We start from the raw sequence: 26,451 nt of genomic DNA, 5'->3' as shown, positions 1-26,451 counted from the left end.
CCGCCCGCCGTTGTCTAGTCTCCGCAGGTGACGCCCCGAGACGTGGAACCCCGCCTGCTGCGCGCCTTCCTCGCCGTGGCCGAGGAACTGCACTTCACCCGCGCCGCCGCCCGGCTCTACCTGGCCCAGCAGGCGCTCAGCCGGGACGTGCGCCGGCTCGAACAGATCCTGGGCGCGCCCCTGTTCGTCCGGACCACCCGCGCCGTGGAGCTGACCCCGGACGGGGAGCGGCTGCTGCCCCTGGCCCGGGGAGTGCTGCGCGCCCACGAGGAGCTGGCCGGGGCGTTCGCGGGGCCCCGGCCGCTGCTCGTCGACCTCAACACCGACGGGCCCGGTACCGCCCGCAGCATCCTGGACCGGGCCCGCGAACTGGCCCCCGACTGCGAGCTGATGGCCCGCTTCGAGTCCGGGCTCACCCACGCCGCCGCCGAGATCGCCGCGGGCCGCCTCGACGTCTCCTTCGGGTACGCCGACGGCCTCGACCCGGGCCTGCGGGCCCGCCTCGACACGGCGCCCGTACGGTACGAGCCGCTCGCCGTGCTGCTGCCCGAGGGGCACGCGCTGGCCGCGCTGGACTCCGTACCGCTGGACGCGCTGCGCGGCGAGACGGTGTACACCGGGGCCGGGAACCCGCGGACCCGGGAGTGGACCGGGCTGGCGCGCGAGCTGTTCGCCGGCCGGGGCATCGCGCCGGCGCCGCCCGCGCCGGTGGCGGTGGGCAAGGACGAGTTCCGCCGGGTCATGGCCAAGACGGGCCATCCGGTCCTCGCCACGGTGGGCTTCGTCGACCTGCCCGGCTGCGTCAAGCGGCCGCTGACAGCCCCGGTGCCACTGTCGCCGCTCTCCATGGTGTGGCGCAAGGGAGCGGGCCATCCCGGGCTGGACGCGCTGCGCCGCGCCGCCGCCGAGCTCGGGGCGGGGCACGGCTGGCTGGACGTGCCGCCGGACAGCTGGCTGCCCGGCTCGCTCACACCGGCCCCGGACGGCGGGTGAGAGCAAGGTTTCCCGCCGGTCATCCGGCGGGGACCGGGGCCGAAACGAGCCCTTCCTACGGTCGTCACCACGGACGGGACGCGAGGAGCCGCCGAGCCCGCCGAGCCCGCCGAGCCGCCGAGCAGATGAGCCCGACGCCCCGGACGAGCCCGACGAGCCCGATGTGTGCGCCGAGCGCGACGTGATCGCAGCAGCTGTGGAGGCGTGTGATGACCAGTACGACCGCACCGCGCAAGGGTGGCCGCTGGATCGAGCGGTGGGACCCCGAGGACGAGACCTTCTGGCGGGAGACGGGGGAGAAGACCGCCCGCCGCAACCTGCTCTACTCCGTGCTCTCCGAGCACATCGGGTTCTCGATCTGGTCGCTGTGGTCCGTGATGGTGCTCTTCATGGGCCCGGCGTACGGGATCGACCCCGCCGGGAAGTTCTTCCTCATCGCCACCGCCACCTGCGTCGGCGCCCTGGTCCGGGTGCCCTACACCTTCGCCGTGGCGCGCTTCGGCGGCCGCAACTGGACCGTCGTCAGCGCCCTGCTGCTGCTCGCCCCGACGGTCGCCGCCTGGCTGGTGATGGAGCCCGGGACCTCGTACGGCACCTTCCTGCTGGTCGCCGCGCTGACCGGGGTCGGCGGAGGCAACTTCGCCTCGTCGATGACCAACATCAACGCCTTCTTCCCGCTGCGCAAGAAGGGCTGGGCGCTCGGCCTGAACGCGGGCGGCGGCAACATCGGCGTCCCCGTCGTCCAGCTGGTGGCCCTGCTGGTCATCGGTACGGCCGGAGCCGGCCACCCGCGGCTGCTGCTCGGCGCCTACATCCCGCTCATCGTGCTCGCGGCGGCGCTCGCCGCACTGCGCATGGACAACCTGGCGCCCGTGCGGGGCGACACCGGAGCGGTACGGGAGGCGGTCCGCGAGGGGCACACCTGGATCATGGCGTTCCTGTACATCGGCACCTTCGGCTCCTTCATCGGCTACAGCTTCGCCTTCGGCCTGGTCCTGCAGACGCAGTTCGGCCGCACCCCGCTCCAGGCGGCCTCGCTCACCTTCGTCGGACCGCTGCTCGGCTCGCTGATCCGGCCGGTCGGCGGGGCCCTCGCGGACCGCTTCGGCGGCGCGTGGATCACCCTGGGCGCCTTCGTGTCGATGGCGGCGGCGACCGGAGTGGTCGTCCTGGCCTCCGTACGGGAATCCCTGCCGGTGTTCCTCGTCGGCTTCGTGGGGCTGTTCGTCCTCAGCGGCCTCGCCAACGGCTCCACCTACAAGATGATCCCCGGCATCTTCCAGGCGAAGGCGCTGGCCCGCGGCATGAGCGGCGAGGAAGCGGCCGCGTACGGGCGGCGGCTGTCCGGCGCCTCCATGGGACTCATCGGCGCGGTCGGCGCGCTCGGCGGCCTCGGCATCAACCTGGTCTTCCGCGAGGCGTTCCTGAGCTCCGGCTCGGGCACGGCGGCCTTCGTGACCTTCCTCGGCTTCTACGCGGTGTGCTGCGCCGTCACCTGGGCGGTATACCTTCGCCGGCCCGTCCGGGCGGTGATCCCCACGGCCGGAGCGGAGCCGAAGGCGCAGCTCACCACGGTGTAACGGCCCGCACACGCCGGTTAACGGCACCGAAATACGCGTGAACCGAGCCTGATACGCCACCAGGGCAGGCTCGGTTCGCGCGAGCGTCACGCGTGCGTGTGACCGCGACACCGGACCGCGACACCGGACGCCGACACCGGCCCCCGATACCGGCACCGACACCGGACCCGACCACTGCGCTAGGCAGGTCACCATGCACGACCAGGACACCCGGACCGGTCAGCCCGCCGGCCCGCTCGCCGGATTCACCGTCGGGGTCACCGCCGCCCGGCGGGCCGACGAGCTCATCGCCCTGCTGCGCCGCCGCGGGGCCACCGTGCTGCGCGCGCCCGCCCTGCGGATCGTGCCGCTCGCCGACGACGCCGAACTGCTGTCCGCCACCAAGGAGCTGATCGCCTGCGCCCCCGACGTGGTGCTGGCGACCACCGCCATCGGCTTCCGCGGCTGGATCGAGGCGGCCGACGGGTGGGGGCTCGGCGAGGAACTGCTCGGGCGGCTGCGGGAGACCGAACTGCTGGCGCGCGGACCGAAGGTGAAGGGCGCGATCAGGGCCGCCGGGCTCGTGGAGACCTGGTCCCCGCGCTCGGAGTCCCTCGCCGAGGTGCTGGACCGGCTGCTCACGGCCGGGGTGGCCGGCCGGCGCATCGCCCTCCAGCTGCACGGGGAACCGCTGCCCGGGTTCATCGAGGCCCTGCGGGCGGGTGGGGCTGAGGTGGTCGGCGTACCCGTCTACCGATGGATGGCGCCGGAGGACCTCGGGCCGCTGGACCGGCTGCTCGACGCCGTGGTCGCCGGCGGGGTGGACGCGGTCAGCTTCACCTCCGCGCCCGCGGCCGCCTCGCTGCTGTCCCGGGCCGCGGAGCGGGGCGTACGGGACCAGCTGCTCGGCGCACTGACCCGCGGATCGGTGCTGTCGGCGTGCGTGGGACCGGTGACGGCCCTGCCCCTGCAGGCGGAAGGCGTGCCCACGGTGCAGCCCGAGCGCTTCCGGCTCGGACCCCTCGTGCAGCTCCTGTGCCAGGAACTCCCCGGCCGGGCCCGCGTGCTCCCGGTCGCCGGGCACCGGCTGGAGCTGCGCGGGCACGCGGTCCTCGTCGACAGCGAGCTGCGCCCGGTGCCGCCGGCCGGGATGGCCCTGCTCAGGGCGCTGTCCCGGCGCCCGGGCTGGGTCGTGGCCCGCTCCGAACTGCTGCGCGCCCTCCCGGGCGCGGGCCGCGACGAGCACGCGGTGGAAACGGCGATGGCCCGCCTGCGGGTGGCCCTGGGCGCCCCCAACCTCATCCAGACCGTCGTCAAGCGCGGCTACCGGCTGTCCCTCGACGCGGGCGCCTGCGCGGACTGAGCGGACTGAGCAGCACGGACGGGACTGAGGGGACCGGGGCGACCGAGGTCTTCCGTTGACCGGGGAGCCCTCCGTTAACGTGTTCGGATGATCGTTGACGGTGTGGAGATGAGGGAGATCCGGACGGCGGACGCCGCCGGGGTCGCCGAGGCGCTGGACCGCAACCGGGCGTACATGGCCCCGTACGAGCCGTGGCGGACCGAGGAGTTCTACACCGAGGCCGGGCAGCGGACGCGGATCGAGGAGCTGCTCGAGGCGCGCGAGGGCGGGCGGGCCCGACCGTTCGTGCTGGTGGCCGCGGGCGGGGTGGCCGGGACGATCAACCTCCAGAACATCGTGCGCGGGGCCCTGTGCAGCGGCGCCATCGGCTACTGGATCGACGAGGCCGAGGCCGGCAAGGGGCTGGCCACCGCCGCGCTGCAGGAGGTCATCCGGATCGCCCGCGACGAGGAGGGCCTGCACCGGGTCGAGGCGGGGACCCGCGTCGAGAACCTGGCGTCCCAGCGGGTGCTGGCGAAGGCGGGCTTCGAGCAGTACGGGCTCGCGCCCCGCTACCTGCACGTCGGCGGGGACTGGCGCGACCACCGCCTCTTCCAGCTCCTCCTCAACGACGAGCCCCCCGCCCTCTAGCCGACTGCCCCCGCGACGGGCACTCTGGGGGCACGCCCCGAGAGGGAGGCGGTGACGGGCATGTGGTTCGACTCCGGGCGGGTCTGCCTGGACCTGGTGGCTGCTTTTGCGCCTCTCGCGAAGACCGAGGGCATCCGGGACGGCGACGGGCTGCGCCTGTGGCTCACCGGAGCCGGGCTGGTGCCCGACCGGACGCCGCTCACCCGGGTCGGCGACGACTGGGTGCACGCCTTCCGGGTGCTGCGCGCCGACGTCGAGAGCCTCGTACGGGCCGAGCTGGCCGGAGCCGCGCCGCCGCGGGACCCGCTGGCCCGGGTCAACGCGGCGGCCGCCGGCCCACCCCCGGGACTGTGTGCCGTGCAGGATCAAGAAGGTCACCTGGTACGGGAGTTGTGCGGCGGCGTCGAATGCGCCGGACTGCTCGCCGCCGTGGCCCGGGACGCCGTGGAACTGCTCACCGACCCCGGCGAACGGGACCTGCTGCGGGCCTGCGAGGGTGAGGGCTGCGGCCGCGTCTACCTCGACACCTCGCGCGGCCACCGCCGCCGCTGGTGCTCCAGCGAGCTCTGCGGGAACCGCGAGCGGGTGGCCCGCCACCGGCGCCGCGTCCTCGCATCCCGCCCCGGCTGACCCGGCCCGCGCCGCCCGCCGGGCGTGATCTTCGTCCCGGTCCGCGAGCCGTCCCGGAAGGGGCGTGCGCGGAACGGCCCCTTGGCGTACGGTTGACGGCTGCCCATGCACGTCAGAAAGGGGCCTTGGTGGCCGCGCAGAATGCCGCTGTCGACAGCACGGCGGATTCCGTCCGCGATCGGGAGATCGCGGTCGAGCAGACGCATCTCGATCACGTGTACCGACGCCTTGAGGAGAAGATCCACGAGGCGGAGTTCCTGATGAACGACGCCGCCAAGCGCGGGCAGGTCGGCACGCCGGGCGCCCTCGCGGAGCGGGACGCGCAGGTGTTCCGCGCCGGGATCCACCTCAACCGTCTCAACAACGAGTTCGAGGACTTCCTGTTCGGCCGCATCGACCTGGTCCTCGGCAAGGACGGGGAACGGGGCCCCGACGGCGCCTTCACCTCCGTCGAACCCGCCGACGACGCGATCCGCACCGACCTCACGGCCGATATCGCCGAGACGCTCCACATCGGCCGCATCGGGGTCCTCGACTCCGACTACGCGCCGCTCGTCATCGACTGGCGGGCCCCCGCGGCCGCGCCGTTCTACCGCTCCACCCCCAAGGAGCCCGGCCGCGTCGTGCGCCGCCGGGTCATCCGCTCCAAGGGCCGCAAGGTGCTCGGCGTCGAGGACGACCTGATGCGCCCCGAGGTGACCGCCTTCCTCGACGGGGGCGAGCTGCCCGTCATCGGCGACGGCGCCCTGATGGCCGCCCTCGGGCGGGCCCGTACCCACTCGATGCGCGACATCGTCTCCTCCATCCAGGCCGAGCAGGACCTCGTCATCCGGGCGCCCGCCGCCTCGGTCGCCGAGGTCGCGGGCGGCCCCGGCACCGGCAAGACCGCCGTGGCCCTGCACCGCGCCGCCTACCTGCTCTACCAGGACCGCCGGCGCTACTCCGGCGGCATCCTGATCGTCTCCCCGACCCCGCTGCTGGTCGCCTACACCGAGGGCGTCCTGCCCTCGCTCGGCGAGGAGGGCCAGGTCGCCATCCGGGCGCTCGGATCCCTCGTCGACGGGGCCGAGGCGACCACGTACGACGATCCGTCCACCGCACGCATCAAGGGTTCGTCCCGGATGCTGAAGGTGCTGCGCAAGGCCGTACGGGGAGCTCTGGAGTTCGGCGGTCCCGGCGGGGCGCCCGCCCCGGACCGGCTGCGCGTGGTGGCCTTCGGGCGCCGCCAGGAGCTGGAGGCCCCCGACCTCGACCGGATCCGGCAGAACGTCCTGTCCGGCACCGCCCCGGTCAACCTGCTGCGCCCGCGCGCCCGCAAGCTGCTGCTGGACGCGCTGTACTCGAAGTCCGGCGGGGCCGGCCGGCACAGCGACCCGGAGCTCGCCGCCGAGCTGCGCTCCGCCTTCGACGAGGACATCTCGACGGAGGACGCGTTCATCGACTTCCTGAACGCCTGGTGGCCGGAGCTGACCCCGCGCGGGGTGCTGGCCTCCATGGCGGACGAGCGGCGCCTGTCGCGCTGGTCGCGCCGGGACCTGAACCCGCGCGAGACCCGGCAGGTGGCACGTTCCCTGCGCCGGGTCGGCCCGGACGGCAAGGGCGCCCTGTCGGTGCACGACGTGGCGCTGCTGGACGAGCTCCAGCAGCTGCTGGGCGCGCCCGCGCGGCCCAAGCGCAAGCGCGAGCTGAACCCGCTGGACCAGCTGAGCGGGCTGGAGGAGCTGATGCCGACCCGAGAGGAGACCCAGTGGGAGCGGGCCGAGCGGCTCGCGGCGGAGCGCACCGAGTACGCCCACGTCATCGTCGACGAGGCGCAGGACCTGACGCCGATGCAGTGGCGGATGGTGGGCCGGCGCGGCCGGGGCGGCACGTGGACGGTGGTCGGTGACCCGGCGCAGTCCTCGTGGACCGATCCCGAGGAGGCGGCCGCCGCGCGAGACGAGGCGCTGGGCACGCGGCCGCGGCGCAAGTTCACCCTGACGGTGAACTACCGCAACCCGGCCGAGGTCGCCGAGGTCGCCTCGCGGGTGCTGAAGCTGGCGGCGCCGGGCACGGAGCCGCCGACGGCCGTGCGCTCCACGGGCCTGCGGCCGCGCTTCACGGCGGTGGACCCCGCGGGAGGGGAGCTGCGCTCCACGGTCGTGGAGGAGACCCGGCGGCTGCTGGAGCAGGTGGACGGCACGGTCGGCGTGGTCGTGGCCATGGACCGGCGCGCGGAGGCCGCGGGCTGGCTCGCGGACCTGGGGGAGCGGGCGGTGGCCCTGGGCAGCCTGGAGGCGAAGGGCCTGGAGTACGACGCCACGGTGGTCGTCTCCCCGGCGGAGATCGCGGACGAGTCCCCGGCGGGCCTGCGGGTGCTCTACGTGGCCCTGACCCGCGCGACCCAGCAGCTGACGGTGGTCTCCACCGACCGGGACGAGCCGGATGCCGAGGGGGTCGCGGCGCTGCTCCGGCCGTAGGCCGCCGGGGCCGGCCCCGGCCCCGGCGCGGACTCCCGGGGGGTCGCGCGGGCCCTCGTAGGGCCGGTTGGTCGGCGGCCAACGGCGTGGTCCCGCAACCGGTCGCCGGTGGGGGGATCACTTCCGGCGAACCTTTGTTAGCCTGGGTTACGGCACCGACTCGATCCAAGCCCCCGGGCCCAACCTTAGTCGCCTAGAGCGACCACTTGCCGCGAGGCGAGCATGGCGGGTCGGTGTCATAGACGTATGAAGCACCAGGTCCGCGCCTCCCACCCAGTGGGGGGCGCGGACCTTTTTTGTATGGGCCACCCATTCCCCAGACGGGAGTTATCTCGTATGGTGGAAGAGTTCTTCCGAAATTTGTAGCTGGTTACCTTGTACCGGCTGGTAGGTGGGACGATCGGACAACAGGTCCTGCCGCACCTGCCATGTTTCGGCCGGAGCAGCGCTGGGCCCTGTGTACAGAAGAACCAGGGACAGAAGAGGAACACGGCCATGGCAACGGCGCCCAGCGTCTCGTACTCGATGACGGTCCGCCTGGAAGTGCCCGCGAGCGGAACCGCGGTCTCCCAGCTCACCACCGCCGTGGAGTCCTCCGGTGGCTCGGTCACCGGCCTCGACGTGACCGCATCCGGTCACGAGAAGCTCCGCATCGACGTCACCATCGCCGCGACGTCGACCGCGCACGCCGACGAGATCGTCGAGAAGCTCCGCGGGATCGAGGGCGTCAGCCTCGGCAAGGTCTCCGACCGCACCTTCCTGATGCACCTCGGCGGCAAGATCGAGATGCAGTCGAAGCACCCCATCCGCAACCGCGACGACCTCTCGATGATCTACACCCCGGGCGTGGCCCGCGTGTGCATGGCGATCGCCGAGAACCCCGAGGACGCCCGCCGTCTGACGATCAAGCGCAACACCGTCGCAGTCGTGACGGACGGCTCCGCCGTGCTGGGCCTGGGCAACATCGGCCCGATGGCCGCCATGCCGGTCATGGAGGGCAAGGCGGCCCTCTTCAAGCGCTTCGCCGACATCGACGCCTGGCCGATCTGCCTGGACACCCAGGACCCCGACGAGATCGTGGCCGTCGTCAAGGCCATCGCCCCCGGCTTCGCGGGCATCAACCTGGAGGACATCTCCGCGCCGCGCTGCTTCGAGATCGAAGCCCGGCTGCGCGAGGCCCTCGACATCCCCGTCTTCCACGACGACCAGCACGGCACCGCCATCGTGGTCCTCGCCGCCCTCACCAACGCACTGCGCGTGGTGGGCAAGGCCGTTGGCGACGTCAAGGTGGTCATGTCGGGCGCCGGCGCCGCCGGTACCGCGATCCTCAAGCTGCTCCTCGCCGCCGGCGTCAAGAACGCCGTCAGCGCCGACATCCACGGTGTCGTGCACGCGGACCGCCCCGACCTCGTCGACGCGGCCGCCGACTCCCCGCTGCGCTGGATCGCCGACAACACCAACCCCGAGGGCTACACGGGCACCCTGAAGGAGGCCGTGGTCGGCGCCGACGTCTTCATCGGCGTCTCGGCCCCCAACGTCCTGTCCGGCGAGGACGTGGCCGCCATGGCGGAAGGCGCGATCGTGTTCGCGCTCGCGAACCCGGACCCCGAGGTGGACCCGGCGGTCGCCCGCCAGACCGCCGCCGTCGTGGCCACCGGCCGTTCCGACTTCCCGAACCAGATCAACAACGTGCTGGTCTTCCCGGGCGTCTTCCGCGGCCTGCTGGACGCCCAGTCCCGCACCGTGAACACCGACATGATGCTGGCCGCCGCGAGCGCCCTGGCCGACGTGGTCGGCGAGGACGAGCTGAACGCGAACTACATCATCCCGTCCGTCTTCAACGACAAGGTCGCGGGCGCGGTCGCCGGAGCCGTCCGCAAGGCCGCCTCCGCGGCTGTGACGCCGCCCACCTCCGTCTGATCCCCCGGCGCGTCGCGGGATGCGGGCCCCCCGGGCCGCCCATAGGGTTGCGGGGATGCCCGCGTGGCCCGCGGTCCGCGTCTGGGGACGTCATCCGGACTCCGTCCGGAACGCCTTCCGGTGCGGACGGAGCGTCACCGCGGCGTGACTGTGGCGCTTTTCGTGTGACCCCGGCGGGTGCCGGATTGGCTTTCCCGCCGGTGGTGGGGGCAGGATGCGTAACCGGGCGAGAGGGTCTGACGTCAGACCCGGGTCCGGGGACTGTCCTAGGGCCCTGGCAGCATCGGCTTCGATCTCACGCCTCTAAGGCACGTTGAACACGGGAGTACAACATGAACCGCAGTGAGCTGGTGGCCGCTCTGTCCGAGCGCGCCGAGGTGACCCGCAAGGACGCCGACGCCGTTCTGGCCGCGCTCGCCGAGACCGTCGGCGAGATTGTCGCCAAGGGCGACGAGAAGGTCACCATCCCCGGCTTCCTGACCTTCGAGCGCACCCACCGTGCCGCTCGCACCGCGCGCAACCCGCAGACCGGCGACCCCATCCAGATCCCGGCCGGCTACAGCGTGAAGGTCTCCGCGGGCTCCAAGCTCAAGGAAGCCGCCAAGGGCAAGTAGTCCGCCCTTGTGCCGAAGGCCGCACCGGCCTTCGGGACGGCAGTAGTAGTACGTAGTACGCGAGAGGCGGCCACCCGGCACCGGGTGGCCGCCTCTCGGCGCTCCCGGCGCCGCGAGTGGCCCCCGGGAGCCAGAACGCCCCCACAGGCCCTGTACGGGGCCCGTGGGGGCGTTCTGGGACGGTCTGGGTGGATCTACGGGCGGATCTAGACGAGGTCCCCGCCCGGGAGCTCGACCTTGGCGCCCAGTTCCACGAGCTTCTCCATGAAGTTCTCGTAGCCCCGGTTGATCAGGTCGATGCCGTGCACCCGCGAGGTGCCCTCGGCGGCGAGCGCCGCGATCAGGTACGAGAACCCGCCGCGCAGGTCGGGGATGACCAGGTCGGCGCCCTGGAGCTTGGTGGGACCCGAGACGACGGCCGAGTGCAGGAAGTTGCGCTGGCCGAAGCGGCACGCGCTGCCGCCCAGGCACTCCCGGTAGAGCTGGATGTGCGCACCCATCTGGTTGAGCGCGGAGGTGAATCCCAGACGGGACTCGTAGACCGTCTCGTGGACGATCGACAGGCCGGTGGCCTGGGTCAGCGCCACGACCAGCGGCTGCTGCCAGTCGGTCTGGAAGCCGGGGTGGACGTCCGTCTCCAGCGCGATGGCGTTGAGCGGGCCGCCCGGGTGCCAGAAGCGGATGCCGTCGTCGTCGATCTCGAACGCCCCGCCGACCCGGCGGAAGGTGTTCAGGAAGGTCATCATCGAACGCTGCTGCGCGCCGCGCACGTAGATGTTGCCGCCGGTGGCCAGCGCCGCGGACGCCCAGGAGGCGGCCTCCAGCCGGTCCGGGAGCGCCTTGTGGTTGTAGCCGCCGAGGCGGTCCACACCGGTGATCCGGATGGTCCGGTCGGTGTCGACGGAGATGATCGCGCCCATCTTCTGCAGGACGCAGATGAGGTCTTCGATCTCCGGTTCGACGGCGGCGTTGCTGAGCTCGGTGACGCCCTCGGCCAGGACGGCCGTCAGCAGCACCTGCTCGGTCGAGCCGACCGAGGGGTAGGGCAGGCGGATCTTGCAGCCGCGCAGTCGCTGCGGGGCCTCCAGGTACTGACCGCCCTCGCGCTTCTCGATGGTCGCGCCGAACTGGCGGAGCACCTCGAAGTGGAAGTCGATCGGCCGGCCGCCGATGTCGCAGCCGCCGAGGCCGGGGATGAAGGCGTGGCCGAGCCGGTGCAGCAGCGGGCCGCAGAACAGGATCGGGATGCGCGAGGAGCCCGCGTGCGCGTCGATGTCGGCGACGTTCGCGCTCTCGACGTGCGAGGGGTCGAGCACCAGCTCGCCCGGTTCGTCGCCGGGGCGGACGGTCACCCCGTGCAGCTGGAGCAGTCCGCGCACGACCCGGACGTCCCGGATGTCGGGGACGTTGCGCAGCCGGCTGGGCTCACTGCCGAGCAGGGCGGCGACCATCGCCTTGGGTACGAGGTTCTTCGCGCCGCGGACACGGATCTCGCCCTCGAGCGGGGTTCCGCCGTGGACAAGCAGTACATCGTCACTGATGCCGGTCATGAATCTCGCGTTCCGGAGAGGGGTGGGCAGGGGGCCAGTGAAAAGGGTAAGGGGCACGACCCCCCTGTTCGTAAGGCTGACGGGGCCGTAGGACTGTCATGAATTCGGCACAACACCCTGGGTGTGCGCCAGGTGGCGGAGCGTCCCCTTCCGCACCGGGTCCGGCCGCGGGGCCCCGCGCGCCCCGGACCGCCGCGGTCCGCCCTGAGCTGCGCAGGGTCCGGATGTGCCGCCCACTCCCCCTCACGGGCGAATGTGCGAGACCATGGCGCCATGACCGAGGTGTCCTCCCTCACAGGGCGGCTGCTCGTGGCCACCCCCGCCCTCGCGGACCCGAATTTCGACCGCGCGGTCGTCCTGCTGCTCGACCACGACGACCAGGGCTCGCTCGGTGTCGTCCTCAACCGCCCCACCCCGGTGGGCGTCGGTGACGTCCTGCTGTCCTGGGCACCGCTGGCCAAGGATCCCGGAGTGGTCTTCCAGGGCGGCCCGGTGGCGCTGGACTCCGCGCTGGGACTGGCCGTCATCCCGGGCGAGGAGGGACCCCTCGGCTGGCGCCGGGTGCACGGGGCGATCGGCCTGGTCGACCTGGAGGCCCCGCCCGAACTCCTCGCCGCCGCCCTCGGCGGCCTGCGCATCTTCGCCGGCTACTCGGGCTGGGGCCCGGGTCAGCTGGAGGAGGAACTGGGCGTCGGCGCCTGGTACGTCGTCGACTCCGAGCCCGGCGACGTCTCCTTCCCGGACCCGGAACGCCTGTGGCGCGCCGTGCTGCGCCGCCAGCGCAGCGAGCTGGCCATGGTGGCCACGTACGCGGACGACCCGTCGCTGAACTGAGCCCGGGGCGGCCCGGGGCCGGGGCCGGGGCGGGGCGGCCGCCGCGGGATCCCTCGCGCGCGAGGGACTCGGTACCCTGGCAGTCATGAGCACTCTTGAGCCCGATCGCGGGACTGGTACGGGGACCCTCGTAGAGCCGACGCCGCAGGTGTCCCACGGCGACGGCGACCACGAGCGCTTCGCCCACTACGTCCAGAAGGACAAGATCATGGAGAGCGCGCTCGGGGGCACCCCCGTCGTCGCGCTCTGCGGCAAGGTCTGGGTGCCGGGCCGGGACCCGAAGAAGTACCCGGTCTGCCCCATGTGCAAGGAGATCTACGAGTCCATGGGCCCCGGCGGGGACAAGGACAAGGGCGGCAAGGACGGGAAGTAGCCCTCCGGCCCTCCTGGAACGGGACGAAGGCCCCCGGTGCGCAGCTGTGCACCCGGGGGCCTTTGTCATGTCCCGGGGGCGGGTTAGGGTCGCCGCATCAGCGCCCTGTGAAACGTTCGTTGCACCTGATGCAACGGTGGAGGTCGAGGCCATGCCCGAGTTGATCCCGCAGCCCCGGTACGCGCGATTCCTGCCCGACGGGGGCACGGTCGAGCTCACCGACCCGCTCCTCGATACCGGACCCGGCACCGGGGGCGCGGCCCGCTGGCTGCGGCGCGAACTCGGCGCCGCCACCGGCTGGGAGCTGCCGGCCCCGGTCCGCGGCGGGGAGCACGGCGCCCGCCCGGTCATCCGGCTCGCGCTGCGCCCGGACATCGCGCGGGGGACCGGGGCGGAGTCGTACGAGCTCCACGTCGCCCCCGGCCTCGTCCTGCTGGAGGGCGCCGACGAGGCGGGCCTCTTCTACGCCGCCCAGACGCTGCGTCAGCTGCTCGGCCCGGGCGCCTTCCGGCGGGCACCGCTGCCCGGCGCGGTGTGGCGGCTGCCGGTCGGGGACCTCCTGGACGGGCCGCGCTTCGGCTGGCGCGGCCTGATGCTCGACGTGGCCCGCCACTTCCTGCCCAAGGACGGGGTGCTGCGCTACATCGACCTGCTCGCCGCCCACAAGCTCAACGTGCTGCACCTGCACCTGACGGACGACCAGGGCTGGCGGATGGAGGTCAAGCGCTACCCGCGGCTCACCGAGGTCGGTTCCTGGCGGGCCCGCAGCCGGTGGGGCCACCGGGCCTCGCCGCTGTGGCGGGAGACCCCGCACGGCGGCTTCTACACCCAGGACGACCTGCGCGAGATCGTCGCGTACGCCGCGGAGCGGCACGTGCGGGTGGTCCCGGAGATCGACGTACCGGGGCACTCCCAGGCGGCGATCGCCGCGTACCCGGAGCTGGGCAACGCGGACGTGGTGGACACGGCGGCCCTGGGGGTGTGGGACGACTGGGGCGTCAACGAGAACGTGCTCGCCCCCACCGAGGCCGTCCTGCGGTTCTACGAGGGGGTCTTCGAGGAACTCCTGGAGGTGTTCCCCGCGGAGGTCTCCCCCTTCGTGCACGTGGGCGGCGACGAATGCCCCAAGACGCAGTGGAAGGCCTCCGCGCTCGCGCAGGAGCGGATCCGGGAGCTGGGGGTCGACGGCGAGGACGGTCTGCAGTCCTGGTTCATCCGGCACTTCGACGGCTGGCTCGCCGAACGCGGCCGCCGGCTCATCGGCTGGGACGAGATCCTGGAGGGCGGCCTGGCCCCGGGGGCGGCCGTGTCCTCCTGGCGCGGCTACGCGGGCGGCGTCGCCGCCGCCGAGGCCGGCCACGACGTGGTGATGTGCCCCGAGCAGCAGGTCTACCTGGACCACCGTCAGGCGGCCGGCGAGGACGAGCCGGTGCCCATCGGATACGTACGGTCATTGGAGGACGTGTACCGGTTCGAGCCGGTACCGCCGGAGTTGTCCGAAGAGGCCGCCGCCCACGTGCTGGGCGCGCAGGCCAACGTGTGGACCGAGGTGATGGAGGACCAGAGCCGCGTCGACTACCAGGTGTTCCCGCGCCTCGCCGCCTTCGCCGAGGTGGTGTGGTCCCGGCTGCCGGAGCCCGGGGAGCGGGACTACGCCGGCTTCGACGCGCGGATGACCGCCCACTACCGCCGCCTGGACGCCCTCGGGGTCGACTACCGGCCGCCCGGCGGCCCGTTGCCCCGGCAGCGCCGGCCCGGACTGCTCGGACGCCCGATCGAGGGAGCGCCCCCGAACGTGTGACGGGCCCCCGCGGGGTGAGCGGTGCCCCCGGGGGCGAGCGCGAGGCCCCCGCGGCCGGGTCGTGCGGACTCCGGGCGGGGGCCGTGCGGGGCGCCGTGCGCGGGGTCTTGCGGGGGTGGTGCGCCGGTGGTGCGCGGCCGGTGGACCCTCGCGTCGGGTGCTCCGGAAGATGTGCCAGAGTTGCCACCTCCCGGCGGTGAGCACGTACCGTACGGCGGACAGGCGTGAGCGCCGGGACCGGGACATCGGGAAGGGGCAGCTGGGTTGACCACGCACGCACCGCACGCACCGCAGGCACGGGACTCGTCCCAGGGGCCCCGCAGCGACCCGCGGGCGGGGAACGCGGCGCAGTCCGTGACGCTGCCGGCCTCGCTCGACGAGGCCGTGGCGGCGCTCGCGGCCATGCCCGCCGCCGTCCCCGTGGCGGGCGGCACCGACCTCATGGCCGCCGTCAACGCGGGACTCCTGCGCCCCGCCGCCCTCGTGGGCCTCGGCCGGATCAACGAGATCCGCGGCTGGCAGTACCAGGACGGCCACGCACTGCTCGGCGCCGGCCTCACGCACGCGCGCATGGGCCGCCCCGACTTCGCCGCCCTGATCCCGGCCCTGGCCGCCGCCGCGCGCGCCGCCGGCCCGCCGCAGATCCGCAACGCCGGCACGCTCGGCGGCAACATCGCCACGGCCGCGCCGACCGGTGACGCGCTGCCCGTGCTGGCCGCGCTGGAGGCCGTGCTCGTCATCGTCGGGCCCGGCGGCTCGCGGCGCGAGATCCCGGTCTCGCACCTGCTCGCCGGCCGGGAGATGCTCCGCCCCGGAGAGCTGATCGGCTTCGTGCGCGTGCCGTTGCTGCACGCGCCGCAGGTGTTCCTCAAGGCCACGGGCCGTACGGGACCGGGGCGCGCGACGGCGTCCGTGGGGCTCGTACTGGACCCCGCGCGCCGGGGTGTGCGCTGCGCGATCGGCGCGGTCGCCCCGATGCCGCTGCGGCCGCTGGAAGCCGAGCAGTGGGTTGCATCGTTGATCGACTGGGACGGGGACCGCAGTCTGGCCCCCGAGGCGCTCGAAGCCTTCGGCGAGTACGTCGCGGCGGCCTGCGTGCCCGACCAGGGGGAGCCGGTGGCTCCCGCAGTACTGCATTTGCGGCGGACGGTGGCCGTGCTGGCACGGAGGGCCCTGGGGAGGGCGCTGAGCTCATGAGTGAGAACGAGAACACGGGTGCTGCGGGCCCGACGGGACCTGCCGGACCCCACAGGGGCTGGGAGCCGGTGCCGCACGGCGGCGAGTACGACTCCGACGCGACGGCCTTCGTGAAACTCCCGCAGGACATGCTGGACGCGCTCGGCACCGGTGAGCCCCTCGCCGCCCCCGGGCACGGTTACGTGCCGCCGCCGATGATCGTGCCGCTGGGCACGGGCAGTACGGATCCCGCGGCCACGGGCACGTGGACGATCCCGGTCCAGTGGCCGGAGGCGGGCGCGCCGGCCCCGGCGGACGCGGGTGCGGGCGCGGGCACTTCGGGGACCGCGGCGCGGGCACCGATCCCGGCGTCGGTGCCGATCCCCGCCTCGGTGGCCGCGGCGTTCGCGGAACCGGCGGCGGAGCCGGCGGCCGAGCCCGTCGCGGAGCCCTTCGGGGAGCCTTACGCGGAGTCTTACGGAGAGCCTTACGGGGACTCCTACGCCGAGCAGTTCGCCGAGCCCTTCGCCGAGCCCGTCGCGCAGACCTTCGCCGAGCCCGTCGCCGAGCCCTTCGCGGGCAGCCGGGCCGGCGCGCACGAACCGGGGTCGACCGCCGAGTGGCGGTTCCCCGAGGCGGCGGCGAGCGACGTGTGGACCCCGGGGGGCGCGGGCGACACGGGCAGCTTCGGGCAGCTCGCGGCCTCGGCCGACTGGAGCCAGGCCCCCGCGACGCTGCCCGGCGGGGCCGCGGCCCCGTGGGCGACCCATCCGGACTTCGAGGGCGCGCGCGACTTCGAGGGCGCGCGCGGGTACGTGGCGCAGCAGCCCGGTTCCGGCGGACCGGGTCCGGACCCGCTGGGCTCCGGCTCGCAGGGTTCCGACCCGCTGGGCTCCGGGGTGCTCCCCGGGTCCTCCGCACCGGCCGGCGGCTCCTTCGCGCCGGCGCCGGGCCCGGGACGCGGACCGCGCGTGCTGGGCGGGCCGGGGGTCGGTACCCCGCTGGACGGGGAGCCGGGCTACCCGGCCCCGCACGACATCGAAGCCGCCCACGGCCCGGCGCAGGCCGCCGACTCGGGGGAGCGGCAGCATCCGGGGACCGAGGGCGAAGCCCGGGGCGAGGAAGCCCGGGGCGAGGAAGTCCGGGGCGCGGAGTTCCGGGCCGAGGGCGAAGGCGGGGCAGGGGCAGGGGCCGGAGCCGCGGACCAGGGGGCGGACGGGGACCAGGACGGGGCCGGAGCAGGGGCCGCGCCGGCGGAGCAGGGTGACGGCGGAGCCGTGCCGGCCGACGGCGGAGCAGGGGCCGCGCCCGCGCCGGGTGCGGACGGCGCCGACCCGGCTGGCGAGAGCGCTCCGGCGGCGACGGCCGAAGGGATTCCGGGCGAGGGGGCGACGTACGGCCACGAGGACGCCGACGGGGCGGACGCCGCCGCCGTCGCGCATCACGAGCATCCGTCGGCCTCCTACGTCCTGCGCGTCAACGGCGCCGACCGCCCCGTCACCGGTGCCTGGATCGGCGAGTCCCTCCTCTACGTGCTGCGCGAGCGCCTCGGCCTGGCCGGCGCCAAGGACGGCTGCTCGCAGGGCGAATGCGGGGCCTGCGCCGTGCAGGTCGACGGCCGGCTCGTCGCCTCCTGCCTCGTCCCGGCCGCCACCGCGGCCGGCAGCGAGGTCCGGACCGTGGAAGGTCTGGCGACCGACGGGGAACTGTCGGACGTCCAAGAGGCGTTGTGCAGGTCGGGCGCGGTGCAGTGCGGGTTCTGCGTGCCCGGCATGGCCATGACCATCCACGACCTGCTGGAAGGCAACCACGCCCCCAGCGAGCTGGAGACCCGCCAGGCGCTGTGCGGCAACCTCTGCCGCTGCTCCGGGTACTCGGGAGTCATCGAGGCCGTGCGCGAGGTCGTCGCCGAGCGCGGTTCGGCGGCGGAAGCGGCCGCCGCGGCCTCGGCCGAGGCCCGGATCCCGCACCAGGCCCTGCCGGGCGAGGGCGGCGTCCACGGGATGCAGGGGAACCACGGGAACCAGGGGGACCACGGGATGCAGGGGAACCACGGCAGCCACGAAGGGGGCACGCAGTGACCGCCCACGACGCGGCGACGGTCCCGGTATCGGTCGCGGCACCGGCCCCCGAGGGCGCGGAGCCGTCGGAGTCCGCGGTCCCGCGCGGCATCGGCGCGTCCGTCCCGGCCGCCGACACCCGCGCGAAGACCGAGGGCACCTTCCCCTACGCCGCCGACCTGTGGGCCGAGGGCCTCCTCTGGGCCGCCGTGCTGCGCTCCCCGCACGCCCACGCCCGCATCCTCTCCGTCGACACCTCCGCCGCCACCGAGATGCCCGGCGTGCGGGCCGTCGTCACCCACGCCGACGTCCCCGGCGCCACCACGCACGGCCGCCGCATCGCCGACCGGCCCGTCTTCGCGCACGACGTGGTCCGCCACCACGGCGAGCCCATCGCCGCCGTCGCCGCCGACCACCCGGACACCGCACGCCTCGCGGCCGCCGCCATCGCCGTCGAGTACGAGCTCCTCGACCCCGTCACCGACCCCGAACAGGCCTTCGGCGCCCCCGACCTGCACCCCGACGGCAACCTGATCCGGCACATCCCGCTGCGCTACGGCGACCCCGAAGCCACCGGCGAGGTGGTCGTCGAGGGCCTCTACCGCATCGGCCGCCAGGACCCCGCCCCCATCGGCGCCGAGGCCGGGCTGGCCGTGCCGCGCCCCGACGGAGGCGTGGAGATCTACACCGCCTCCACCGACCCGCACACCGACCGCGACCTGGCCGCCGCCTGCTTCGGGCTGGACCCGGACCGCGTACGGGTCGTGGTCACCGGGGTCCCGGGCGCGACGGCCGACCGCGAGGACGCCGCCTTCCAGCTCCCGCTGGGCCTGCTCGCCCTGCGCACCGGCTGCCCGGTCAAGCTGGCCGCCACCCGCGAGGAGTCCTTCCTCGGCCACCCGCACCGCCACCCCACGCTGCTGCGCTACCGCCACCACGCGGACGCGGACGGCCGCCTGGTCAAGGTCGAGGCCCAGATCCTGATGGACGCGGGCGCCTACGCCGACGCCTCCTCGGAATCCCTGGCCGCCGCGGTGGCCTTCGCCTGCGGCCCGTACGTGGTCCCGCACGCCTTCGTCGAAGGCTGGGCCGTCCGTACGAACAACCCCCCGTCGGGACACGTCCGCGGCGAAGGCGCCCTCCAGGTCTGCGCGGCCTACGAGGGCCAGATGGACAAGCTGGCCGCCGCCCTCGGCATCGACGGCGCCGAACTGCGCCTGCGCAACGTCCTGGCCACCGGCGACCTGCTCCCGACCGGCCAGACGGTCACCTGCCCCGCCCCCGTGGCGGAACTCCTGCGCGCGGTCCGCGACCACGAGTTGCCCGCCCTCCCGAAGGACACCCCGGAGGAGGACTGGCTGCTCCCCGGCGGCCCGGAGGGCGCGGGGGAGCCGGGCGCGGTGCGGCGCGGGGTCGGGTACGGGGTCGGCATGGTCCACATGCTCGGCGCGGAGGGCACCGACGAGGTGTCCACGGCCACCGTGAAGATCGTCGGCGGCTCGGCCACCGTCATCTGCGCGGCCGTCGACACCGGCCAGGGCTTCTCCACGCTCGCCCGCCAGATCGTCCAGGAGACCCTGGGCGTCGACGAGGTCGTCACCGCCCCGGTCGACACCGACCAGCCGCCGGCGGGCCCCTCCGCCCACGGCCGCCACACCTGGGTCTCGGGCGGCGCGGTGGAACGCGCCGCGAAGATGGTCCGCACCCAGCTCCTCCAGCCGATGGCGCACAAACTGGGCATGTCCACCGAGCTGCTCCAGATCGCGGATGGCCGGATCACGTCGTACGACGGGGCCTTCTCCACCACCGTCGCCGAGGCGATGGAGGGCAAGGAACTCTGGGCCACGGCCCAGTGCCGCCCGCACCCCACGGAGCCGCTGGACGGCGACGGCCAGGGCGACGCCTTCGTGGGCCTCGCCTTCTGCGCGATCCGCGCGGTGGTCGACGTGGACATCGAGCTCGGCTCGGTACGGGTCGTGGAACTCGCGGTCGCCCAGGACGTCGGCCGCGTCCTCAACCCCCGCCAGCTGGAAGCCCGTATCGAAGCCGGCGTCATCCAGGGCGTGGGCGCCGCCCTGACGGAAAACCTCCGCACCGCCTCCGGCCTGATCCGCCACCCGGACCTGACCGGGTACGCCCTGCCCACCTCCCTGGACGCCCCGACGGTCCGCATCGTCAAACTAGTCGAAGAACGCGACGTGGTGGCCCCCTTCGGCGCGAAGCCGGCCAGCGCCGTCCCGGTGGTCACGGCCCCGGCGGCAGTCGCCTCGGCGGTCCGCGCGGCCACGGGCCGCCCGGTCAACAGGATCCCGATCCGGCCATCCGCGGCCGTGGCGGCGCCCAACTCGTAACCTTGTGACCCTGATTGCACCTGCAACCCGAAACTTGGGCCTGTCGGACTCTCTCGATAGAGTGTTTGCGGACACTGGCGACGTGCGTGTGCGAACGCGTGCGAAGCGGGTGCGAACGGGGACGACGGGGAGTCGGGGAGGCCATCGTGGCAGTGGACTATGGGCCGGGCGTGTTCGGAGTGGACTTCGGCGTGGGCGTTGCCTCGCCGGCGGCGCTGGGCGCCCTGCAGGTCGAGTACGAATCGCTGACCGACTACAAGAAGCGGGTCGACGGCCTGCTGGAGAAGCTGGACGGCTCCCCGGCGAGCGACAAGAAGCTGGCGGACGGCACCCTCCCGGAAAACTCCCTGGGCGAAGGCTTCGCAGAGGCCAAGCGGCTGTTCACGGCCTACTCGAACGTGCACACGCAGCTGCTCGCGCTGTCCAAGGGGCTGGCGGACCAGATCGAGGGGCTGGGCATCGCGATCCAGACGGCGGGACGGGGCTTCGGCGGCGTGGACGAGGACACGAAGCGGCGGATGCTGGCGATCAGCGAGCAGGCGAAGGCCAACTACGTCCCGGAACGGGACCCGCTGGCACCTCCGCCGCCGCACAGTTCGCCCTCGCAGGGCGCAACTCCCGGTGCGACGCAGGGAAGTGGCTTCTGATGGCGACGAACTTCGAGAGCCACACGCACCAGGAACTGCTGGCCATGCTCGCCTCGGCCAATGCGGAGACCCTCAAGGCGCGCGGCGACCAGCTGACGGACGCCGCGGCGGCCATCAAGGAGATCGGCGAGAGCCTCAAGGACCACCGGGTGACCGGCTGGGAAGGCGAATCGGGCACGGCCTTCCAGGACTGGGTCAGCCGCGCGGGCAACGCGACGCTGCGCTTGAGCGAATACAGCGCCGAGGGCGGCAAGCAGCTGACGCAGGCCAGCCAGGTCGTCATCGAGGTCAAGGCCAACATGCCGAAGTACGACGCGACGGCGGCCGCCAACCTCGATGCGGCCCGCGAGTTCCACAACGACCCCGACGCACAGCAGATCGGCCAGCAGGCCCACTCGAAGCTGAGCGGCGACCGGCAGCAGGCGATCCAGCAGATGACGAAGCTGGCGCAGGGGTACGAGGCTTCGGCTACCGGGATGGAGATGGCGGAGATTCCGACGTTTCCGGAGCCGCCGGAGACGTTCGTGCCGAAGCTCCGTTCCGGGGAAACGGAAATGGCGCGCTCTGATGGTGGTTCGACGGGGAGTGCTGGCTCGGGTGGGTCGCCGTACGCGCCCACGTCGGCAGGTCCCGCTGGCTCCTCGAACGACTCTGGTTTTACAACTGGGCCGCAGCCGGGACCCGGGGGTACGACCCCGACGATTCCTGGCCCCACTCCTGTGCCGCCGGACCGCAGCGTCGGCACTGGACTGGATACCGTCGGTCCGACGCCGAGTACGACCCTTCCCCCAGTCCCCGGAGTACCCGGAGGCCCGGGTTCTGTCGGGCCGGGCGGCGGTCCAGGCGTCACCCCTGGCGGCTTCGTCCCGCCTCTGACGCTGCCGCCGGGTGTTGGCGTACAGAAGCCGATCGGCAGTGTCGGTCCTGGTGGCTTCGGGCCTGGCGGAACCCCGCCGAGCCCCGGTGGGGTTGGCGGGAAGGGTGGACTGGGCGGTGTCGCAGGACTGCCCCCGCGCGACAGCGGGATTTCGGGCGGTCGGCCGGTGACGCCCGGCGGGCCGGGTGCGAGCATCCCTCGTGGCACGGTCATCGGCGGTGAGGCGGCCGGACGCGGCATGGGCATGGGCGGCGGCATGGGTATGGGTGGCGGCGGCGTGCACGGCGGTCTCGGTGGCCCCACGGCCGGCCGCCGTCTCGCCGCCGAACCCGGCGGTGTCGTCGGTGGGCGTCAGCTTGGTGGCAGCGGTCAAGCCGTAGCTGGTGGTCAGCCGTTTACCCAGGGCGGTTCCGGATTGGTTCGCGGCGGATCAGGTTCTGGCCCCGCGGGGGGCCCCATGGGTCATGGCGGCGCTGGCGCGCATGCTCCGGGTCGACGGGGTGAGGGTCGGCAGGGCGAGCGCCCCGACTACCTTGCTGAGGACGAAGAGACGTGGCAGGGCGACGGTCGTGTCGTTCCGCCGGTGATCGACTGAGTGGAGCGGACGTTGCACGGGATGCGTATGCGTAAGGCAACCGCGGCCTTGGTGGGCTTCCTGCTGGCCGGAGTTGCTGCGGCTCCGGCCCACGCGGAGAGCATTCGGTCCCAGCAATGGCACCTCACGTCGATGAAGGCTGACGAGATCTGGAAGACCAGTACGGGCAAAGGTGTCACGGTCGCCGTTATCGACAGCGGTGTTGATCGACTTCCCGAGCTGGAGGGGCAAGTTCTGCCAGGTAAGGACTACGCCCCTTCCTCGTACAAGGGTGACGAACGTACGGACTGGATGCCGCACGGATCAAGCATTGCGGCGATCATCGCGGGTAGCGGGAAGCATCCCAGCGGCGACGGGGCATTTGGGCTTGCACCAGGAGCCAAGATCCTCCCTATCCGTACACCTCAGAGCGAGAGTGCGTCGGATCCGATCTGGACTGAAGCGATTCGGTATGCCGCAGACTCTGAAGCGAAGATCATTAACATCTCGATGTCGTCATCGGTAGAGGATCCGGCGCGACTTGAGGTAGTGAAGTACGCGCTCTCCAAAGGTAAGTTGATCTTTGCTGCTGTCGGCAATGACGGAGAGTCGACTAACCGGACCATGTATCCGGCGGCGACACCTGGAGTGGTGGGTGTCGGTGCTGTCGACCGAGACGGCAAGGTGACCAAAGAATCGCAGCACGGCTCTCAGGTCGACCTGTCCGCACCGGGTGCTGACATCGTTACGGCTTGCTCGACAGGTAAGAGCGGGCTGTGCACCAGCCACGGCACGAGTGACGCCACCGCCCTCGTCTCCGCCTCCGCCGCGCTGATCTGGTCCGCCCACCCCGACTGGACCAACAACCAGGTGCTCCGGGTCCTCATGAACACCGCGGGCAAGCCCACCGACGGCGCCGCGCGCAGTGACTTCGTCGGGTACGGCATCGTCCGGCCGCGCATCGCGGTGGCAACCCCCGGCGACCCCGGCCCCGCGGACGTCTACCCGCTCCCCGACCTGGCCGCAGCCGGCGGCGGGACGGGGACGAAGGCGCCCTCGGCCGGCTCCTCCACCAGTTCCGAGGCCGCCGCGCCCGCGCCCCAGGCCGATGCGAAGAAGGACGACGGAGGCGGCAGCAACCTCCCCTATGTCGGGCTCGCGCTCGGCCTGGGGGCCTGTCTGCTCATCGGCGGAGCCGTCACCGCGGTCGTCGTCCGGCGGCGGAGCCGCTGACCCGGGCCACGCGCAGAACCGCACACCACCAGAGCCGGAAGGGAAGGCCACCGCATGTCCTTCGACGAGGAATGGTCCACGGCCCGGAGCACCGCCGCCGCCAACGTCGCCACGCGGCTCAACAGCGTCCCGGCCGCCCCCGCACCAGGTCCCGGCGGTGGCAGTGCCGATCTGGAGCTCGATCAGGACCGCATCGGCGAGGTCGGCTCCGAGGCCTACAAGCTCCACACCCGGCTCTCCACCGACGGCCGGCACGCCGCCGCGTCCACCACGGAGGCGGCCGGCGCGCTGACGCGCGAGGGCTTCGCGAGCGGTGCGGCCCTGCTCAAGGTCAACACCCGCTGGGAGAGCCAGCTCAAGACCCTCGTCGCCGCCTGCGCGAACATTTCCAACGGCCTGAACTACTCGCTCTCCTCGCACAGCAAGGAAGAGCAGCAGCTGTACGCCGATTTCACGGCCTCGAAGATCGACGAGCTCCTCAAGTGACGAACAAGTGACGAAGGTGTCGTACACGTGCTGACGTACGAGAACGTCGTGAACGCGCCCCTGGGCCCGCTCCAGACCGCGATCACCGACTGGGCCGCGATGGCCAAGAAGCTGGACGAGCTGGCGGAGTCGGCGCGAAACGGCATGAAGGCGGCCTCGGACAAGGCCCGGTGGAGCGGCGTCACCGCGGGTGTCGCCCGCTCGCTGGTCGACAAGACGGCCAAGGAGTTCGACGACGCGGCCCGCGAGGCCAAGGGCATCCACCTCCTGCTCACCGACGGGCACGCCACCCTCAAGGCGGTCCAGGAGCAGCTCAAGAAGCTGGTGGCGGACGCTCCGGCCGCCGGCTTTCGCATAGACGAGACCGGGCGGGTGTCGGCCATACCGCTCGCCGACCCGCAGGATCGTTACGCCGCCCAGCACGATCCGGACTACCAGGCGTCCCTCCGCACGAACCAGGGTCTGTGGCAGGACCGGGTCGACCGGGCCGTCGAGGACGCCCAGGACGCGGACGACTCCCTTGTCCGCGCGCTCCAGGCCAATGTCACGGACGACCACGACTTCACCGCACCGAAGTACGCGACCCTCGACGCCGAACAAGCGGACCGGGCGGCCGCGTTGATGAAGAAGGTCACGGGCGAGGGCGGTACGGCCCGCAACCCCGAGGCGCTGCGCGAGCTGGAGGACCTGCTCGACGACAACCGCGAGGACCCCGAGTTCGCGACGGGCTTCTACCGGACGATCGGGGCCGAGGGCACGCTGGAGATGTACGCCACCATGTCCCTGGACGCCACGAGCCTCGGCGTCGCGGGTAAGGACCGCGCGCAGATGGTCGCGAACATCCAGAGCGACATGGGCGCGATGCTCGGCCTGGCCACGCACAAGGACGTCCCGAACCACCTCGACGCCGCCTGGACCACACAGCTGATGAAGGCCGGCCGCAAGGAGATGCAGGTCACCGGCGGAGTGACGACGATCTACGGCTATCAGGCGCTCGGTGCGCTGATCCGCGAGGGGACGTACGACAAGGAGTTCCTGACCTCGGTCGGCCGCGACATGGTGGCCGTGGACCGCAAGGATCCGAAGGCCTGGGAGTACCACACGCCGTACGGCCTCGACTCGGTCCTGAACCAGGGCGAGGGCGGCGGCCGCGGCTTCTACCCGCTGACGGGTCTGATGGAGGCCCTCGGCAACAACCCGGACGCGGCGACGGCGTTCTTCAACGAGCCGGTCCGCGAGGACTCCAACGGCGACGGCATCGTCACCGAGGACGACAAGCCGGTCAAGGGTCAGCACGGCAAGGACCAGGGCATGGTCGACTACATGCTCGACAAGAAGCCGTACGAGGACGCCTTCGACATCGCGAAGACGGGCGACGCCCACCCGGCCCAGGAGGCCCTCGGCGGCGCCCTGGAGGCAGCCGTCTCGGGCCGCGCGGCGGGCGACGAGGACGCGAAGCCCGTACCGCACACCGGTCCGATGACGGACATCATGGAACGGGTCGTCGAGAAGGTCAGCGACAACCCGGAGCTCGTGGCCAAGCCGACTGCCGACGAGCCGACTCCGCTGGGTGGCCTGTCCGGCAACTTCGGACGCATGGCCGCCGAGTACATGCCGGACCTGCAGGCGACCGCCGCGAACGGTACGCAGGAGATCAGGACCTTCGGCGAGCAGGCCGATTTCAAGAAGTCCGACATGGCGCGGTTCTTGGGGGCGGTGGCTCAGGATCCCGAAGCGTACGGCGTGATCACCACGGCTCAGCAGACCCACACCACGGCCTTGGTCAGCGATGTCATCGCGCACCGCGCCGACCATTCGGAACTGGATCTGGCCATCTCCAATTCCGTCAATCCCGGTGGTCAGATCGCGGGCATGCTGTCCGAGGCCAGGGCGCAGGGGACCTATGGAGCCGCCGCCCATACGAACGAGGAATACGTCAAGGGCGTCGAGGACAGTGCGAAGTGGGTCAACCGCGGTATCACCATGGCCGGCGGCAAGTACCTGGAGCTGGTCCCGCTGGCCGGGGACGTCGTCGAATGGCTTCAGGAGGACATCACCGAGGCGGTAGTCGACAGCGCCAAGGAAGACGTGGCGGAGAAGACCGGCAAGACCGAGAAGGGCGTCATGGCCAACTACGCGGATGCGGAGGCGGCTGCAAGCAAGGCGGCGGAGAACGCCGTTGCCAATGCGGCCAGGGGGTCGGGCATGAGCGAGACGGACATCAAGGACCTTCAGCTGGGGGCAGGACGTGAGACCGGTACGGCCCATTCGACCGGCCGGAACCTCATGGCGTCCGGCAAGGCGGGTTCCTGAGATGGCGC

Annotated in this window: 20 protein-coding genes; 19 read left to right on the top strand and 1 reads right to left on the bottom strand. The window is 72.8% G+C overall.

Annotated features, from left to right (window positions below):
• The first annotated feature begins 27 nt into the window (after positions 1 to 27).
• The 8 genes from ACIA8F_RS33530 to ACIA8F_RS33495 all read left to right on the top strand — a co-directional run bounded on the left by ACIA8F_RS33530 (position 28) and on the right by ACIA8F_RS33495 (position 10,168).
• Positions 28 to 993 carry a LysR family transcriptional regulator gene (locus tag ACIA8F_RS33530; RefSeq protein WP_399384516.1) on the top strand — a complete coding sequence of 322 codons (966 nt, stop codon included), beginning with the start codon at positions 28 to 30 and terminating at the stop codon, positions 991 to 993.
• A 209-nt stretch (positions 994 to 1,202) separates the two neighbouring features.
• Complete coding sequence (locus ACIA8F_RS33525) at positions 1,203 to 2,573, top strand: nitrate/nitrite transporter (RefSeq protein WP_399384515.1); 1,371 nt, start codon at positions 1,203 to 1,205, stop codon at positions 2,571 to 2,573.
• 193 nt (positions 2,574 to 2,766) lie between these two features.
• Complete coding sequence (locus ACIA8F_RS33520; RefSeq protein WP_399384513.1) at positions 2,767 to 3,915, top strand: uroporphyrinogen-III synthase; 1,149 nt, start codon at positions 2,767 to 2,769, stop codon at positions 3,913 to 3,915.
• Positions 3,916 to 4,002: 87 nt separating this feature from the next.
• Positions 4,003 to 4,545, top strand: a complete 543-nt coding sequence (locus tag ACIA8F_RS33515; protein WP_399384511.1) for a GNAT family N-acetyltransferase — start codon at positions 4,003 to 4,005, stop codon at positions 4,543 to 4,545.
• A 60-nt stretch (positions 4,546 to 4,605) separates the two neighbouring features.
• Positions 4,606 to 5,175: a CGNR zinc finger domain-containing protein gene (locus ACIA8F_RS33510; protein WP_399384532.1), complete on the top strand. Its 570-nt coding sequence runs from the start codon at positions 4,606 to 4,608 to the stop codon at positions 5,173 to 5,175.
• Positions 5,176 to 5,303: 128 nt separating this feature from the next.
• Positions 5,304 to 7,634, top strand: a complete 2,331-nt coding sequence (locus ACIA8F_RS33505) for a HelD family protein (RefSeq protein WP_399384509.1) — start codon at positions 5,304 to 5,306, stop codon at positions 7,632 to 7,634.
• A gap of 495 nt (positions 7,635 to 8,129) precedes the next feature.
• Positions 8,130 to 9,554, top strand: coding sequence for an NAD-dependent malic enzyme (locus ACIA8F_RS33500; RefSeq protein WP_399384508.1), 1,425 nt, complete (start codon positions 8,130 to 8,132; stop codon positions 9,552 to 9,554).
• A gap of 332 nt (positions 9,555 to 9,886) precedes the next feature.
• On the top strand, positions 9,887 to 10,168 hold the full coding sequence (locus tag ACIA8F_RS33495; protein ID WP_007264399.1) for an HU family DNA-binding protein: 282 nt from the start codon (positions 9,887 to 9,889) through the stop codon (positions 10,166 to 10,168).
• A 206-nt stretch (positions 10,169 to 10,374) separates the two neighbouring features.
• On the opposite strand, the gene murA is transcribed toward ACIA8F_RS33495, so the two are convergent.
• Positions 10,375 to 11,718, bottom strand: coding sequence for a UDP-N-acetylglucosamine 1-carboxyvinyltransferase (gene murA / locus ACIA8F_RS33490; protein WP_383951820.1), 1,344 nt, complete (start codon positions 11,716 to 11,718; stop codon positions 10,375 to 10,377).
• Positions 11,719 to 11,991: 273 nt separating this feature from the next.
• Between murA and ACIA8F_RS33485 the strand changes: the two genes are divergently transcribed.
• The 11 genes from ACIA8F_RS33485 to ACIA8F_RS33435 all read left to right on the top strand — a co-directional run bounded on the left by ACIA8F_RS33485 (position 11,992) and on the right by ACIA8F_RS33435 (position 26,443).
• On the top strand, positions 11,992 to 12,552 hold the full coding sequence (locus ACIA8F_RS33485) for a YqgE/AlgH family protein (RefSeq protein ID WP_399384506.1): 561 nt from the start codon (positions 11,992 to 11,994) through the stop codon (positions 12,550 to 12,552).
• Between the two features lie 85 nt (positions 12,553 to 12,637).
• Positions 12,638 to 12,925, top strand: a complete 288-nt coding sequence (locus ACIA8F_RS33480) for a DUF3039 domain-containing protein (protein WP_243337322.1) — start codon at positions 12,638 to 12,640, stop codon at positions 12,923 to 12,925.
• A gap of 151 nt (positions 12,926 to 13,076) precedes the next feature.
• Positions 13,077 to 14,726 (top strand): beta-N-acetylhexosaminidase, encoded by a 1,650-nt coding sequence (locus tag ACIA8F_RS33475; RefSeq protein WP_399384504.1) that lies wholly within the window; start codon positions 13,077 to 13,079, stop codon positions 14,724 to 14,726.
• A 264-nt stretch (positions 14,727 to 14,990) separates the two neighbouring features.
• Positions 14,991 to 15,923 (top strand): FAD binding domain-containing protein, encoded by a 933-nt coding sequence (locus tag ACIA8F_RS33470; protein WP_382976312.1) that lies wholly within the window; start codon positions 14,991 to 14,993, stop codon positions 15,921 to 15,923.
• On the top strand, positions 15,920 to 17,983 hold the full coding sequence (locus ACIA8F_RS33465; protein WP_399384503.1) for a 2Fe-2S iron-sulfur cluster-binding protein: 2,064 nt from the start codon (positions 15,920 to 15,922) through the stop codon (positions 17,981 to 17,983). The genes ACIA8F_RS33470 and ACIA8F_RS33465 overlap by 4 nt, the downstream gene beginning before the upstream one ends.
• Positions 17,980 to 20,313: a xanthine dehydrogenase family protein molybdopterin-binding subunit gene (locus ACIA8F_RS33460; RefSeq protein ID WP_399384501.1), complete on the top strand. Its 2,334-nt coding sequence runs from the start codon at positions 17,980 to 17,982 to the stop codon at positions 20,311 to 20,313. The genes ACIA8F_RS33465 and ACIA8F_RS33460 overlap by 4 nt, the downstream gene beginning before the upstream one ends.
• Before the next feature lie 146 nt (positions 20,314 to 20,459).
• Positions 20,460 to 20,960, top strand: a complete 501-nt coding sequence (locus ACIA8F_RS33455) for a hypothetical protein (protein ID WP_399384500.1) — start codon at positions 20,460 to 20,462, stop codon at positions 20,958 to 20,960.
• Entirely contained in the window at positions 20,960 to 22,432 is a 1,473-nt protein-coding gene (locus ACIA8F_RS33450) for a WXG100 family type VII secretion target (protein WP_399384498.1), read from the top strand. The genes ACIA8F_RS33455 and ACIA8F_RS33450 overlap by 1 nt, the downstream gene beginning before the upstream one ends.
• Before the next feature lie 21 nt (positions 22,433 to 22,453).
• Positions 22,454 to 23,644, top strand: coding sequence for a type VII secretion-associated serine protease mycosin (gene mycP / locus ACIA8F_RS33445; RefSeq protein ID WP_399384497.1), 1,191 nt, complete (start codon positions 22,454 to 22,456; stop codon positions 23,642 to 23,644).
• Between the two features lie 54 nt (positions 23,645 to 23,698).
• Positions 23,699 to 24,130 carry a hypothetical protein gene (locus tag ACIA8F_RS33440; protein WP_399384496.1) on the top strand — a complete coding sequence of 144 codons (432 nt, stop codon included), beginning with the start codon at positions 23,699 to 23,701 and terminating at the stop codon, positions 24,128 to 24,130.
• 27 nt (positions 24,131 to 24,157) lie between these two features.
• Positions 24,158 to 26,443, top strand: a complete 2,286-nt coding sequence (locus tag ACIA8F_RS33435; protein WP_399384495.1) for a hypothetical protein — start codon at positions 24,158 to 24,160, stop codon at positions 26,441 to 26,443.
• Positions 26,444 to 26,451: the final 8 nt, after the last annotated feature.

The sequence above is a fragment of the Streptomyces sp. NPDC051563 genome, assembly GCF_044454225.1.
Lineage (GTDB): Bacteria > Actinomycetota > Actinomycetes > Streptomycetales > Streptomycetaceae > Streptomyces.
This window is presented reverse-complemented; position numbering and strand designations above follow the sequence as displayed.

Bases quoted from the DNA above. Each gene is read 5' to 3' on its own strand.
- ACIA8F_RS33500 (WP_399384508.1), top strand. From the start codon at position 8,130: ATGGCAACGGCGCCCAGCGTCTCGTACTCGATGACGGTCCGCCTGGAA.
- ACIA8F_RS33465 (WP_399384503.1), top strand. From the start codon at position 15,920: ATGAGTGAGAACGAGAACACGGGTGCTGCGGGCCCGACGGGACCTGCC.
- murA (WP_383951820.1), bottom strand. From the start codon at position 11,718: ATGACCGGCATCAGTGACGATGTACTGCTTGTCCACGGCGGAACCCCG.
- ACIA8F_RS33475 (WP_399384504.1), top strand. From the start codon at position 13,077: ATGCCCGAGTTGATCCCGCAGCCCCGGTACGCGCGATTCCTGCCCGAC.
- ACIA8F_RS33525 (WP_399384515.1), top strand. From the start codon at position 1,203: ATGACCAGTACGACCGCACCGCGCAAGGGTGGCCGCTGGATCGAGCGG.
- mycP (WP_399384497.1), top strand. From the start codon at position 22,454: ATGCGTATGCGTAAGGCAACCGCGGCCTTGGTGGGCTTCCTGCTGGCC.
- ACIA8F_RS33480 (WP_243337322.1), top strand. From the start codon at position 12,638: ATGAGCACTCTTGAGCCCGATCGCGGGACTGGTACGGGGACCCTCGTA.
- ACIA8F_RS33510 (WP_399384532.1), top strand. From the start codon at position 4,606: ATGTGGTTCGACTCCGGGCGGGTCTGCCTGGACCTGGTGGCTGCTTTT.
- ACIA8F_RS33495 (WP_007264399.1), top strand. From the start codon at position 9,887: ATGAACCGCAGTGAGCTGGTGGCCGCTCTGTCCGAGCGCGCCGAGGTG.
- ACIA8F_RS33440 (WP_399384496.1), top strand. From the start codon at position 23,699: ATGTCCTTCGACGAGGAATGGTCCACGGCCCGGAGCACCGCCGCCGCC.
- ACIA8F_RS33520 (WP_399384513.1), top strand. From the start codon at position 2,767: ATGCACGACCAGGACACCCGGACCGGTCAGCCCGCCGGCCCGCTCGCC.
- ACIA8F_RS33485 (WP_399384506.1), top strand. From the start codon at position 11,992: ATGACCGAGGTGTCCTCCCTCACAGGGCGGCTGCTCGTGGCCACCCCC.
- ACIA8F_RS33515 (WP_399384511.1), top strand. From the start codon at position 4,003: ATGATCGTTGACGGTGTGGAGATGAGGGAGATCCGGACGGCGGACGCC.
- ACIA8F_RS33450 (WP_399384498.1), top strand. From the start codon at position 20,960: ATGGCGACGAACTTCGAGAGCCACACGCACCAGGAACTGCTGGCCATG.